This is a genomic window from Sediminibacillus terrae (genome assembly GCF_009602435.1).
Taxonomy (GTDB): Bacteria; Bacillota; Bacilli; order Bacillales; family Amphibacillaceae; genus Sediminibacillus; species Sediminibacillus terrae.
In genome coordinates this window covers 342657-356510 of sequence record NZ_VZDQ01000023.1, presented here as the reverse complement: position 1 = coordinate 356510, position 13854 = coordinate 342657, and the positions used below count along the sequence as shown (strand labels likewise).

12 protein-coding genes are annotated in these 13854 nt (G+C 42.7%); all 12 read right to left on the bottom strand.

Annotated elements, in window-relative coordinates:
* Nucleotides 1–54: 54 nt before the first annotated feature.
* The 12 genes from F6X55_RS10715 to F6X55_RS10660 all read right to left on the bottom strand — a co-directional run bounded on the left by F6X55_RS10715 (nt 55) and on the right by F6X55_RS10660 (nt 13835).
* The gene (locus F6X55_RS10715) at nt 55–1335 is read right to left on the bottom strand and encodes a TRAP transporter large permease (RefSeq protein ID WP_153463163.1); all 1281 of its coding nucleotides are present in this window, start codon (nt 1333–1335) and stop codon (nt 55–57) included.
* Nucleotides 1332–1826, bottom strand: coding sequence for a TRAP transporter small permease (locus tag F6X55_RS10710; protein WP_026570998.1), 495 nt, complete (start codon nt 1824–1826; stop codon nt 1332–1334). Before F6X55_RS10710 ends, F6X55_RS10715 begins: the two co-directional genes overlap by 4 nt.
* 318 nt (nt 1827–2144) lie before the next feature.
* Nucleotides 2145–3155 carry a TRAP transporter substrate-binding protein gene (locus tag F6X55_RS10705; RefSeq protein WP_153463161.1) on the bottom strand — a complete coding sequence of 337 codons (1011 nt, stop codon included), beginning with the start codon at nt 3153–3155 and terminating at the stop codon, nt 2145–2147.
* A 1-nt stretch (nt 3156) separates the two neighbouring features.
* On the bottom strand, nt 3157–4164 hold the full coding sequence (locus tag F6X55_RS10700; RefSeq protein WP_272914943.1) for a substrate-binding domain-containing protein: 1008 nt from the start codon (nt 4162–4164) through the stop codon (nt 3157–3159).
* Between the two features lie 1080 nt (nt 4165–5244).
* Complete coding sequence (locus F6X55_RS10695) at nt 5245–6219, bottom strand: ABC transporter ATP-binding protein (RefSeq protein ID WP_026571002.1); 975 nt, start codon at nt 6217–6219, stop codon at nt 5245–5247.
* Nucleotides 6212–7198 carry an ABC transporter ATP-binding protein gene (locus tag F6X55_RS10690; RefSeq protein WP_153463157.1) on the bottom strand — a complete coding sequence of 329 codons (987 nt, stop codon included), beginning with the start codon at nt 7196–7198 and terminating at the stop codon, nt 6212–6214. Before F6X55_RS10690 ends, F6X55_RS10695 begins: the two co-directional genes overlap by 8 nt.
* Complete coding sequence (locus F6X55_RS10685) at nt 7195–8403, bottom strand: anhydro-N-acetylmuramic acid kinase (RefSeq protein ID WP_153463154.1); 1209 nt, start codon at nt 8401–8403, stop codon at nt 7195–7197. Before F6X55_RS10685 ends, F6X55_RS10690 begins: the two co-directional genes overlap by 4 nt.
* Nucleotides 8403–9320 carry an N-acetylmuramic acid 6-phosphate etherase gene (gene murQ / locus F6X55_RS10680; RefSeq protein WP_153463151.1) on the bottom strand — a complete coding sequence of 306 codons (918 nt, stop codon included), beginning with the start codon at nt 9318–9320 and terminating at the stop codon, nt 8403–8405. Before murQ ends, F6X55_RS10685 begins: the two co-directional genes overlap by 1 nt.
* A 19-nt stretch (nt 9321–9339) precedes the next feature.
* Nucleotides 9340–10167, bottom strand: a complete 828-nt coding sequence (locus F6X55_RS10675; RefSeq protein ID WP_153463149.1) for an ABC transporter permease — start codon at nt 10165–10167, stop codon at nt 9340–9342.
* Between the two features lie 34 nt (nt 10168–10201).
* The gene (locus F6X55_RS10670) at nt 10202–11146 is read right to left on the bottom strand and encodes an ABC transporter permease (protein WP_153463147.1); all 945 of its coding nucleotides are present in this window, start codon (nt 11144–11146) and stop codon (nt 10202–10204) included.
* A gap of 54 nt (nt 11147–11200) precedes the next feature.
* Nucleotides 11201–12760, bottom strand: coding sequence for an ABC transporter substrate-binding protein (locus tag F6X55_RS10665; RefSeq protein WP_235162506.1), 1560 nt, complete (start codon nt 12758–12760; stop codon nt 11201–11203).
* A 1-nt stretch (nt 12761) separates the two neighbouring features.
* Entirely contained in the window at nt 12762–13835 is a 1074-nt protein-coding gene (locus F6X55_RS10660) for a serine hydrolase domain-containing protein (protein ID WP_153463145.1), read from the bottom strand.
* Between the last annotated feature and the right edge of the window lie 19 nt (nt 13836–13854).

Genomic DNA, 13854 nt, shown 5'->3' with positions numbered 1-13854 from the left:
GGAAAAGCAGCCGAACATGACGCCCGGTGCGCTTGGCTGCTTTTCATTTTCTATTTAGATGTCAAACATGGTCGGCAGCCACATGAAAACAGCCGGCACAAATGCGATAAGCAAAATCACTATTAGTATGATGCCGATATAGGGCAATACGGCACGGAATGATTTGCCGATTTGAAGTTTGGCAATCTGGCTTGCCAGTAAAAGGCACAGACCGTACGGCGGTGTTACCAATCCGATTGCCAGGCACATCATGATCACGACGCCGATGTGGATTGGGTCTACTCCTAGGTTCAAAGCAGTCGGCAGAACGATCGGTACGAACAAAATGATAGCCGGAACTGTGTCCAGAATCATGCCGATCAACAGGAACAGGATGATGACAGCGACAATGAACAACCATTTGTACGGCATGTACTGGGTGAAGAAATTGCCGATGACTACCGGCAGATTGTAATAGCTGATCAAGCGGCCTAATGCACTGGCAGCTGCCAACGCAAACAATGTCAGCGAGCTTAGTTTCAATGTGTCATACAAAATAGGCATCAAATCTTTTATCTTGATGGTCCGATAAAAGAAGAAAGATAGAATAAACGCATAGATACAAGCGATTACCGCTGCCTCTGTCGGTGTAACGATACCTGCGACGATTCCGCCTAAAATAATGATCGGTGTCAGAAGGGGCGGCAGACTTTTCAGCCCTTCTTTAAGAATCTCGCCGACTTTCATCCGTTGATGACTAGGATAACCATGCTTTTTGGCGACAAAATTCACATAAATCATCTGCGCGATTCCGATGGCAAGCCCCGGGATGATACCGGCCATAAACATTTTTCCGACTGACACATTGGCAATGCTTCCGTAGATCACCATTGGAATACTAGGCGGGATGATCATTCCCATGGTCGAAGAAGCGGCTGTTACCGCGACTGATGTTTCTTTGCTGTATTTTTCACGGAGCATGTTGGGGATCAAAATTTTTCCGACTCCCGCCGTATCGGCCGTCGATGCTCCGGAAATGCCCCCGAAAAACATGGAAACCACGATGTTCGCCTGCGCCAATCCGCCTTTGATATGCCCGACGAGCGACACGGCGAATTTGATCAGCATATCGGAGATTTTTCCTTGGTTCATGATGTTGGCTGCAAGGATGAATAACGGAACAGCCAGCAAAATAAAGGAGTCAAGGCCGGAAAACATCCTTTGCACGACCGTTGTCATCGGAATGGTATCAAGCATGGCAATGCCCACGTAAGCGGTTACTGCAATGACGAATGCGATCGGCAAACCGATAATCAGCAAAATGGCGAACAATAGAACAAGTAAAAGGCCTGTCATGCTTGATACCCCCCTTTATCTTTACGGTATTTCACAATTTCATCGATAAGGCTTTCTAATGCGTAAATCATGAAAGTTACCCCGGTGATTGGCAGAATCAGCCACATATAGCCTTGTTTCAGTTGCGGCATGCTGTTGACCGTCCAACCCCAGAACTGCTGACTGATTTCATAGCCATCGGTTACCATGACATAGCCGAACCAGATCAGAATCAGTTGAATCACGATTTGCAAAACCAGTAGTGGCATCCCTTTCAGCTTATCCAGCAAAATGGTCAGCTTGAAGTGTTCCTTCTCACGCAAGGTGATTGCCGCTCCGAAGAACACCATCCATATGAAGGAATACGTTGCAATCGTCGATGCCCAAAATACAGTAATCCCCGGGATATAACGGGATGCTACCTGCAAAATCACACACACGATAAAAACGATGAAAAAGATAGCGGCCAATACCAATTGAACCTTCGCTAAGCCATTGATTAATTTCTTCACACATAACACCCCTCAATCTAAAAACCAACCCGCCAAGCACCACTACCGGGGTCAGTCCCCATGAGGGTGAAAATCCCGTCATAATAGCATTCCGCTTCTATTTCAGGCGCGAATCCGATGAAATGGGGTCAGACCCCGGAAGTTTCGTTTCGTCAGAGTTCAAATGCTGGTTCCGGGGTCTGTCCCCTTCCCTGCATGTTGGTTGTCCCCCGACAACTTTCATGCGGGGCGGCGGGTGTTTGGTTTTTTATTTATGCTGTTTACTGCTTATCCCCTTTGTTTGCTCGTTTGGATTATATACTCAACATATTTGGTGTCTTATTTCAATTCTTGAACTTTTTGATACAAGTCTTCCATTCCCAGCTTTTTGACTGCATCTTTTCTGATTTGTTCGGTGGCATCGATGAACGGTTGCTTATCCACCTCGTTGACTTTTACCCCTTGTTCTTCCATTGCTTTCAAGGATTCTTCCGCCAATTTATCATCTGCTTCAAGTGCAGCTTTCGTTGCCTCTTTTGCCGCTTTGTCAAAGGCGGCTTTTTGTTCGTCATTTAACTGGTCGTAAACTCTGTCTGCTGTAAAGAATAGGCGGGTGGTGAAATCATGTTCAGTTTCCGAAATATAATCCGCCAGCTCATAATGGCTTGCCTGGTAAATATTCGTAAAGTCATTTTCCGCTGCGTCGATTACTTTGTTTTGCAGTGCCTGATACATTTCATTCCACGCGACGTTAGCCGGTTGGGCGCCAAACGATTTCCAAGTATCCTGAACAACTGGAGAGTTTTGCACACGAACCTTTACACCTTTTAGATCTTCAGGCTTTTCGACAGGTTTGAAACCATAGTAATTGCGGACACCAGCAGACCAGTAACCAAGCATCTTGAAAGAGGTGTTTTCTTCGATTCTATTGAAAATGGTTTCTCCTACTTCTCCATCGACAACTTTTTTCCAATGGTCCCGGCTTTCAAACAAATAAGGAAGGGCGAAGAAGTCCACATCCTGCACCGCTTGTGTCATAAAGCCTGGAGAAGCAACAACCAAATCGACGGATCCGGACTCCAGATTTTGCACCAATTCATCTTCATTCCCGCCCAAAGCGCCGTCTGTATGAATTTCAACAGTTACATCGCCATCCGTTTCCGATTCGATCACTTCCTTGAATTTTTCAAAACCGGTGGCAAAGGCACTATCTGAATTCAATTGCGTAGCTGCAATCAAGTTAACGCTTCCATTTTCAGCAGCATTGCTATTTTCCGTATCCCCTCCACCGCAAGCAGTCATAACGGATAAAATGAGTGCAGAAAAAATAACTCCCAATCGTTTTTTCATATTATAAAACCCCTTTGTCTAATAATTTGGTTTCACTCGATTCTCTTATATTGATGGTGGCCTCGAACACATACTTTTTATCTTCCACCTGTTTGTGGTCGATCATATCCATCAGCAGGCTCGCTGCTTTTTGACCCATTTCGTAGAATGGTTGATTGATAGTAGTAATGGGCGGCTCATGCAATTCTGCCAAATGCACCTCATCAAATACCATCACCGCCAGTTCTTCCGGTACTTGGATATGCTCCTGCTTGATAAACTTCACGAGCTCCATCAAAACGAGGTCACTGGCTGCCAAAATAGCTGTAGGAGGCTGTGCCAGTTCCATCATCTGTCGGCAAACATCCTGCACATTCTTCATTTTTACGTGGTGTAGGTAGTCGTCCTCTATCGGAAGCTCCGCCTTTGCCAATGCTTGCTTATACCCTTGTACCCTTTCGATTCGCGTGCTTACCTTCAACGGTGCGGTGATTAGGGAAATCCGCTTGTGGCCAGCTTCAATCCAATGATTGATCGCCTGCTCGGTAACCTTTTGGTTGTCAACGATGACGGTCGGTATTTCCAACCCTTCGATGTATCGATCGAGAAAAACAACCGGAATATTGCGGTCTTTCAAACTTTGGTAAAGCTCCCGGTTATGATTGGTCGGAACGACTATCAAACCGTCTATCTGCTTGGCAAGCAGCATTTCCACATATTTTTGTTCTTTCTCCGGGTCATCATCAGCGTTGCAGATAATCGTATGATATTCGAAATTGTAGCAATAGTCTTCGATCGATCGGCTGACAACGGTCGAATACCGGTGCAAAATATTAGAAATGATCACCCCTATGGTAAGCGTTTTCTTTTGTTTCAAACTTCTTGCCACTGTATTCGGATGGAAGCCGAGTTCTTCAATGGCTTCGGCGACTTTCTTCTTTGTTTTTTCCCCCATATAATGATATCGCTTGTTGACATACTGGGATACCGTGCTTGGTGACACGCCAGCTTTTCGCGCGACATCCTTTATCGTAACTGTTTTTATAGCCTTGCCCCCCTCTCCCTCACTTCCACCTTTTTAAAAGATAGAGTAAAAGATTAGCAACCGTTTAGTAAAACGGTTTAGTAAATCGATTTAGTATGAGTATAATGTAAACGCATTCAATTTGCAACCCATAAATTAAGCAGATAGCTAAATTTGTCGAAAGAAGGCGAATCAGTCAACCGTCCTTCCGCCCAACTGCCACCCCGGCTTATATTTTTTACACCCGGTAAAATTTTTTTCGGAAAACCTCTTCGTCGCTTGCAAAGGATACAGTGGAATCACTGCTCACACCCCATTCATGAATGTGATTTTATGTTAAAATGACAGTGATGTTTGTATATCAGGAACATAAGATTCCAAGGGGGGAGAAAAATGAAAGTTACGCTTGAGACACTACGGTTTATCCTCCTGTTTTTCATTCTCTCGATGATACTTGGCGGAATTGCATCCTTACTTTTTCCATATTCCAGTGTAAATACAGTCGAATATGCTGTATCGTTCGTTGTCATGGTCACCCTTTTTTTCTTTTATAGAAAAATGGGCTGGGGAAGGGTATTTAACAAAAAAATTCTCCTCACTTCCATAGTATTAGTTTTTCTCTTGTCTTTTTTCATTCCAGACATGGCTCCTACCCTTGTGTCTTCATCCAAATATGCTTATTCGTATGGTTTTCCCTTTCCTTTTTTAACTTTATATGTAGAAGATGGATCTGCTTTCTTCCTTCCAAATCTGTTTGCAAAGGACGTTACTGGCTGGAGTGCCGGGGTTGAGATTGTTGGAAACTTTTTGCTGTACTATTTTTTCTTACATTTCCTGTTTAATAAATCCTACCATCAGGCAAATAGGTTGGAAAGAAAACGGGGTAAAAAAAGCATCATCATAAGTAAGAGGCGGAAACGCAATTACTTTGATAATGCTATTATTTAATTCTTCTTTTAAGTATGTTTCCACCATCAACCGATATGCTGGCGGATCCAGAAGTATTACAGCATAGAGATTTCTTTTAAAATTCCGGATACGTACGAAGGGATCCATTAGCGATAAAACTTCCGGCAAACATAATCATTATTCATAAAGGTGACAAGCAACCCAATGGTTCGGCTCTTTTTCAAAAAAAGCAGGCTTTTCCACCGCACATCTTTCATGGGCTTTTGGACATCTCAAATGAAACGGACAACCAGCAGGCGGGTTGGCAGGGTCAGGCACATCACCTTTTAAAATGATTCTTTCCTTTTTGATCGTTGGATCATGTGATGGTATAGCGGAAAGAAGGGATTGCGTGTAAGGGTGTAGTGGGTTGCTATACATATCTTCCGTATCCGAAAGTTCCATCATTTGGCCCAAATACATAACACCTACTCGGTCGCTGATATGTTTCACCACGTTTAAATCATGGGAAATAAATATATAGGTGAGTTTCAGGTCTCTTTGCAACTCGATTAAAAGGTTTAAAATCTGTGCCTGAATCGAAACATCAAGTGCTGATACGGCTTCATCTAAAATAACGAGCTGTGGATTAAGTATCAAAGCACGGGCAATGCTGATCCGCTGGCGTTGTCCCCCGCTGAACTCATGTGGATGCCTGTTTATTTGTTCTTTCGATAGTCCTACTCTTTCAGCAATTTCTACTACCTTTTGTTCCGCTTCCTTTTTATTTGCGATTCCATGTGTGAGCAACGGTTCCAAAAGCAATTTTTTCACAGTCATTCTCGGGTTCAGCGAGCTGTATGGATCCTGAAAAATAAGCTGCAAATCCTTCCTCACTTTTCTGAATTCCCTTTTTGAATAATCTAATAGATTTACCCCTTTAAAAAAAACTTCCCCCTCACTTGGCTCTAAAATTCTTAAAATAGAACGGCCAGTAGTAGATTTACCACAACCACTTTCCCCCACTAAAGCAAAAGTTTCCTGTTCTTGGACGTCAAAACTTATATCATTCACAGCTTTCACATGATTTTTCGTCCTTTTAAATACTCCCTCTTTTATGGGAAAATACTTTTTTAAATGTTTCACTTCCAGCACTGCTTGTTGATCAGCCATTGACCACTTCCTCCTCCCCATAAAGCCAACATTTACTTCTATGATCTGCTTCAATAGAAAACAAAGGCGGCGCTTGATTGCGACATATTTCCATTGCATGGGGACACCTGGAAGCAAAACGACATCCTCCTGTCAGTTGCTTCGGTGTTGGCACGTTGCCTGGTATGGAATATAATTTATTCGATTTATCCCCTAGTGTTTTTACCGATTCAAGTAAACCTACTGTATAGGGGTGAGTAGGATTTTTAAATAATGTGGCTACATCGGCTTCTTCGACAATTTCCCCTGAGTACATCACCGCAACCCGTTCACATGTTTCCGCTATGACGCCCAGGTCATGTGTGATCATTAAAATCGAGGTATCATAGGTATCGGTCAGTTCATTCATCAAGTCAAGAATTTGCGCCTGAATGGTGACATCGAGGGCTGTAGTCGGTTCATCCGCAATAAGGAGCTTTGGATTACAAATTAAAGCAATGGCAATCATGATCCTTTGTCTCATGCCGCCAGACAATTGATGAGGATATTCTTTCATCAATTGATGCGGCCTGGGAATCCCCACTTTTTCCAACATTTCTACAGCCAACTGTTTCATTTGCTTTTTGTTATAACTTCCGTGAAATTTCAGTACTTCCATTATTTGATGCTCTATAGGATAAAGAGGATCCAAAGCAGTCATCGGTTCCTGAAATATCATCGAGATTTCGTTTCCTCTGATATTCAAAAAATCTTTTTTTGAGAGGTTTGTCAAATCTGTTTCTCCATTGAATATAATATCCCCGCTACTTATAGTCAGAGCATCGGGAAGCAGGTTCATAATGGAAAGAGAAGTCAGACTCTTTCCACTTCCAGATTCACCGACGATGCCATACTTTTGCCTTTTTTCAATGGTAAGGTTGATGTTATTTATCACATTGAATCTTTCACGGTCTGCATGCAAATCTATTGAAAGATTTTTTATTTCAAGCAACGAACTCAATGTAAATTCCCCCTCAAAACGTTCAAGCGTTGAAATGCTTGCTGCTGAGTATGCGAGATTTTCCCCATGATAACTGGATTGTCAGCTCCGGTGGCAGAAGGAATCTGGTTGGACTGTCCAATAAGACAGTGGTAGCCAAGAATGGCAAAGGCAATCGCTTCCTTCAAATCGCTGGAAAGTTGAAAATCCTCATGCTTGTAAACTGTTTGATTCGGAAGGTATCGATGTAACTGTTCCATTAAAAACGGATTATAGCTTCCTCCTCCTCCTATCACGACGTCATCAATAGAATTACAAGAGGATTCGATAAAAGACGAATAGCTTTGGGCTATTGTCTTTGCAGTCCAGGCGGTCACAGTGGCCACTCTGTCTTCAAAAGACAAATCTGCGGAATCTCTCATAAAAGTGTCTACGAATGAACTACCAAAAAGTTCACGACCGGTAGTTTTAGGAGGCTTCATCGCAAAGTATGGATGCTCCATCAATTTATTCAATAGCTTTTTATTCGCTTCTCCCCTGTAAGCTATTCTTCCATCCTTGTCATAAGCTTGTTTTCCTTCGGTTAATCTATAAACAACTTCATCGATCACCATATTCCCCGGGCCTGTGTCAAAAGACATTATCTGATCCTTTTTTGCGTTTTTCGGTATGTAGGTGACATTGCCTATGCCGCCGATATTTTGAATGGCCCTGGAACGATCAGGATTGTTGAAAAGAATATAATCAACAAAAGATACCAACGGAGCTCCCTGTCCACCTGCAGACATATCCGCTGTCCGAAAATCTCCTACAGCCGTTATCCCCGTCATTTCTGATAACATCGACAGATCCCCTATTTGCAATGTGCCCGGCACATCCATTCTATTTTCTCCACCCACCGGTTTATGAAAAATGGTTTGGCCATGTGAACTGACAAACAGGACCTCTTCTTTGCCTATGTCCGCTTTATCCAATAGTTCGTTGACGATCATTCCCAATTCTCTACCCAGGAACATATTCATCGAACAGATTTTTTCCAATGTTGCTTTTTCGGGATTACACAACTCTTTTATCGCGGTCCTTACATCTGATTCGTATTCATGGGTCAATGACTCTATTACGTTTACTTTTGTGTGGATGGAACTACCTTCTATTTCAATCAATACAGCGTCTATTCCGTCAAGGGAAGTACCTGACATCAAGCCGATCCCTAACTGTTTATCCACTAATCCACCTCCCGTCTAGCTGAATTGATCGCCTTTGCTACAAACCCAGCGTTTTCTTCCAGATACTTTCGGGAAATGCTTCTGCTAACGTTTGCCTCATGCATGACAAGGGCTTCTTTAATGTTCCATTCTGATTCAGACAGCTTGGAATAGGCGACAGATTCGCTTACTGAGGTCAACTTGCTCAAAATCCGGCATGCTCTTCTTCTTAGTTTTTCATTAGACGCCTGCAGATCCACCATATAGTTTTGATAGACCTTTCCGAGTTTTATCATAGTCGTTGTACTTAACATGTTCAGTACCATTTTTTGCGCAGTTCCTGCTTTCATTCTAGTAGACCCTGTCACTACCTCGGGACCAGTGACAGTTTCAATTGCAACATCCGCATAATCGGAAATAACGGAGCCAGGATTGCACGAAATGCTGACAGTACCAGCATCCATTATCCCCGCATACTTCAATGCTCCTACTACATAAGGAGTAGAGCCGCTTGCCGCGATTCCGACAACCACATCAGCTGAACACAGTTTCTCATCCACCAAATCTTCCGCGGCTTGATTTTCGTTATCTTCCACACCCTCAAGGGAGTGTACAAGCGCATAATATCCCCCTGCAATCAATCCCCTCACTAAATCGGACGGAGTGTTATACGTTGGAGGACACTCAGAGGCATCTAGTACTCCCAACCTGCCGCTTGTCCCTGCCCCGACATAAAATAAACGTCCGCCATTTTTCATACTTGCGACAATTAAATCCACAGCTTTATGGATATTTGGTATTTGTTTTTTTACGGCCGAAGCAACTGAGCTATCTTCTTCATTGATGAGCGTCAATATTTCCTCCGTACCCATTTCATCTATCTTTCGGCTTGAATAATTCGTCTCTTCGGTAACAAGCTGTCTTTTTTTTACGTCCATCCCAAACGCTCCTCATGTACTATTTCATTTTCGGATCCAGAATGTCCCTTAAACTATCTCCAAAAAGATTAAAGCAAAAGATCGTGAATACAATGGCGCCTGCCGGGAACAAGATTGTCCAAGGGGCGAATTCCATATATGTCCTGCTCGCATCAAGCATTACCCCCCACGAGGGATTCGGCGGCTGGATGCCCAAACCTAAAAAGCTCAGGGCGGCTTCAGTGAGTATTGCTCCGGACAAAGCCAGTGTGATTTGCACAATGAAAGGAGCAAGTATATTAGGGGTTATATGTTTAAGTATTATATTTATCGGATTCACGCCGATCGCCACGGCACTTGTGATATACTCATTTTCCTTCACAGCGATAACTGCCGCCCTGACTGTCCGGGTGAATACGGGAGTAAAAACAATCCCTATGGCTATCATGGTGTTCGTCAAGCTGGGACCCAAAACAGCAACTATAGCCAATGCCAGTAAAATATCCGGGAAAGCAAAAAAGACATCCATGATCCTCATGATTACCTGATCGACTTTGCCTTGAAAATACCCGCTAATCAAACCGAATATCAAGCCGCATCCGGCTCCGATGCCTACAGCAATGATTCCCACCTTTAAAGATACTTGCGTCCCATATACAATTCGTGAAAATATATCGCGTCCAAATTCATCAGTCCCAAATATAAACTGTCTGCTCGGTCCTTCCATTGTATGTTCTGTGAACATCTGCTCCGGACTATAGGGGGCGATAAAGGGCGACAGTAGTCCGATCAATATGACAATGAAGATACCCAGGAAACCTATTAAACCAACCTTATCTTTTCTCAATCTTTCAAAAAAACTTTTCATTTCATCACTCTTTTCCCTGAATCTTTCCACTAACTTATTTGTACGTTATTCTTGGATCCAGATAGGAATAAAGAAGATCAACCAACAAATTGATCAATACAAAAACAAAGGCAATAAAAAGAACAGCACCCTGTACAACTGTAAAATCCCTTTGCGTAATAGCGGTGAGGACAAGTTGGCCTAACCCTGGAAGCGAAAAGATTTGCTCAATGATGACTGTTCCGCCCAATAGTGTTCCGATTTGCATCCCTATGATTGTAAGAATCGGAATCATCGCATTCCGCAGGGCGTGTTGAAAGATCACTACTCTTTCCCGTGCGCCCTTTGCTCTAATAGTACGGATAAAATCCTGCCGCAAAACCTCCAGGATAGAAGAACGGGTCATGCGCATGACAGCTCCTGCCATTGCAGTTCCCAATACAATCGACGGGAGGATCATGATTTGCAAATTGGTGGCAGGATCTGCAAAAAAACCGACATAACCAACTGGCGGACTGTAAGAAAAGAACAAAGCGAGGACGAGAATTAAAACAGTGGCTAATGCAAAGTTAGGGACAGACACACCTAGCAAAGATATAAGCCTCACTCCAAAGTCTGCTTTGGAGTTTCTCTTTATAGCAGCGATTATTCCTAACGGGATAGCGATAACCCAGGAAATGACCGCCGAAATAAGGGTTAACTCAAAAGTTAATTTAAATCGATTCAGAATATCCGGCAAAACTTCCTTACCTGTTCTCATTGATTCTCCAAAGTCCCCTGTAAGAACACCTGCCATCCATTCAAAATATTGTTGATAGATAGGCAGATTCAACCCGAAATCCTCTCGCAGTTGTCTAAGTGATTCAGGGGTGGCATCTGTACCGAGAATGGTCATGGCCACATCTCCTGGTACGATTCTCATGATCACAAAGATAAAAACAGAAACCCCGAACAATACTGGAACAAGCATTAATAAACGTCTCACTATATATGCATACATCTAGTCACCCTCAATGCCAAGAGAATAGGAAGGGCTGACAAGCAGCCCGGAAAATCATTTTTTGTAAACCTCCACAATTTCTTCCCCGTTATGCGGGTAAGGTGTAAAACCTTCTACACTGTCTCTGACTGCTACGTAATTCATTGGAGAAACCAGGAATAAGTTAGGTGATAAATTAATTATTTGTTCCTGAGCCTGCGCATAAATTTCCTTGCGTTCTGTTTTATCTAAGGTCTTCCTTCCTTTTTCTACTAAATTATCATAATCCTCATTTGAAAAATTCCATACATTTGCAGAACCTTCGGTATTAAAAAAGTAGTTTAACGAACGATCTGGATCAGTCCCAGAACCATTTCGCCCAACAAGAACATCTGCAGAGGTATTGGACCATGTGTCAATATACTCTCCCCATTCAATTTGGTTGATCTCCGCTTGAACTCCTATCTCTTTCCACTGTTGTTGTAAAAGTTGAGCCGTATCGACCATGTCCGGGTAAGTTGATGCCGTTGTGATGACAGTCTTGAACCCATCTGGATAACCCGCTTCCGCTAGAAGCTCTTTGGCCTTATCCAGATTCCTCTGGTAAAGTTCTTCCTTCGAAACATCTATTGCCCAATCTCCCATGGAAGGAGCGACAGGACCAGAAACCACTGCATCGCCATCCCAGACTATTTCTGCAATGCTTTGGCGGTCAGTTGCCAGACTTAATGCCTGACGGACTTTTTCATTGTTAAATGGCTCTTTATCGACGTTGAAACCGACATAACTGTATTCCAAGGACTGATAATCCATAATATTCACACCATCTTGATCCTGCAGCAATGATGCAGACTTGGCAGATAATGTCGTCAAATCCACTTCACCCGTACGGATAGCTGACAGTCTCGATGATTCTTCTTTCATCGTGTTATAAACGACTTCATCCAATTTCGGTTGATCATCAATGTAATAATCTTCATTTTTGACTAAGGTGACATGATTGTCCGGAACCCATTCTTCCAATTTAAACGGCCCGGTTCCAACAGCCGTTTGTTGCAAGTCTTCATTCTCTTCCACAACTTCTTTAGGTACCACGACGGCACTGGCATTTGTCAAGTAAGAAAGAAAGGTGGCATCAGGCTCACTTAAAGTAAACTTGACAGTATAGTCATCTTCCGCCTCCACTTTTTCAACATTGGAAAAATACGACGCGATATGAGAAGCGGTCTCTTCATTCAAAATTCGCTCGAAGCTATACACCACATCATCGGCGTTCATTTCACGTCCATTGTGGAACTTTACGCCTTCCACCAGATGAAAAACATAGGAGGTATCATCTGGTTGTTCCCAATCTGTTGCCAATTGCCCTTTCACTTCCATATTTTCATCAAAAGTAAGTAGCCCCTCGTAAATTTGCGAATAAATTCTTATAGATGAATGTGCCGGTGTCTTGTGCGGATCCAACCCTGCCGGCTCTTGGTCATTCGCTATGTTTAAGACTTGTTCTTCGGCATTCTCGCCTTTTGCCTCCCCACCGTTCTCTTCTCCCCCGGTCTCATCAGAAGAACACCCGGCAACGATTAGTGAAATAAAAAGGAACAAACATGGCAGCCACTTTCTTCTTTTTCCCATCATTTTATAAATCCCCCTTTAATTTTTCATATCTCTTAAGTACTGTTTCGAATATTTCTTTTCTAAAAGGATTGATATTTTTCGGTTTTTCAACATGAAGACGGTTTGTAAGAATTCCCACGGTCAACTTTTTTTCAGGTACAACCCAAATAGAAGTTCCTGTGAATCCCGTATGCCCCGCACCTTCAGGAAATACACCACCCGTTTCCCAGCCGAGCCCGCGATTGTGTGCTTGCCGATCAAGACTGTGATCAATCAATTGCTTCCTTATCAATTGCTTCCCTTTATAACTTCCTCCTTTCACATATAAATCACCTAATTTCATTAAATCTTTTATATTAGAAAACAAACCAGCGTGACCTGACTTTCCAGAAAAGAAATAATAGGCATTTCCATCATTCACATCCCCGGATATCGGATGATGAAGTGACCGCCAATCTTCAAACCGTAAATTCCTTTCTTCACACATTCTCATCTCTGTTCTATTTCCAAATTCTGTAGCAGCAATTTCAGCGTGCTCTGACGGCTGGTAAGTCAGGGAGGACAACTCTAATGGTTTTCCTATCTGCTGGTATACAATTGTTTCTAAATCTTCGTGAAACTGCTCTTTAACTACTTCACCCAATAACATGAAGTTTAAATCACTATAAATTACTTCGTCACTGCTTCTCTCTACTAAATCTATTTCCTCAAGTACTTCAAAAAAATTATCGTTGGGTAAATTGGTGTAAAAAGGATGCCACGCTTTCAATCCAGAAGTGTGCGTTAGTAATTGGTTAATTGTTATATTCGCTAATGTGGAATTTCTTGATGTAATCGGAAGGCAATGTTTTAACGGTGTTGAAAGAAAAATCTTCTTTTTCGTGATTAATTGCAGGATTATCGTTGTGGTGAAAATTTTAGTGATACTGGCTAAATCAAAAATGGTGTGTGGTTTCGTATCCAAATTTTTTACAAGGTCGGCTTTCCCGTAAGCTTCAAGAAACACCGTTTCCCCATCAATGGATATAGAACAAACTCCTCCAGAAAAGAATTCACATTGGAGAAAACGCTCAAATATCCGATCGATTTCGTCCATGGGCGTCCCCCCCTTTAAA

Excerpts from the sequence above, each read along its gene's own strand:
- F6X55_RS10715 (WP_153463163.1), bottom strand. The coding sequence starts at position 1,335 with ATGACAGGCCTTTTACTTGTTCTATTGTTCGCCATTTTGCTGATTATC.
- F6X55_RS10705 (WP_153463161.1), bottom strand. The coding sequence starts at position 3,155 with ATGAAAAAACGATTGGGAGTTATTTTTTCTGCACTCATTTTATCCGTT.
- F6X55_RS10695 (WP_026571002.1), bottom strand. The coding sequence starts at position 6,219 with ATGGCTGATCAACAAGCAGTGCTGGAAGTGAAACATTTAAAAAAGTAT.
- murQ (WP_153463151.1), bottom strand. The coding sequence starts at position 9,320 with ATGGACGTAAAAAAAAGACAGCTTGTTACCGAAGAGACGAATTATTCA.
- F6X55_RS10675 (WP_153463149.1), bottom strand. The coding sequence starts at position 10,167 with ATGAAAAGTTTTTTTGAAAGATTGAGAAAAGATAAGGTTGGTTTAATA.
- F6X55_RS10670 (WP_153463147.1), bottom strand. The coding sequence starts at position 11,146 with ATGTATGCATATATAGTGAGACGTTTATTAATGCTTGTTCCAGTATTG.
- F6X55_RS10665 (WP_235162506.1), bottom strand. The coding sequence starts at position 12,760 with ATGATGGGAAAAAGAAGAAAGTGGCTGCCATGTTTGTTCCTTTTTATT.
- F6X55_RS10660 (WP_153463145.1), bottom strand. The coding sequence starts at position 13,835 with ATGGACGAAATCGATCGGATATTTGAGCGTTTTCTCCAATGTGAATTC.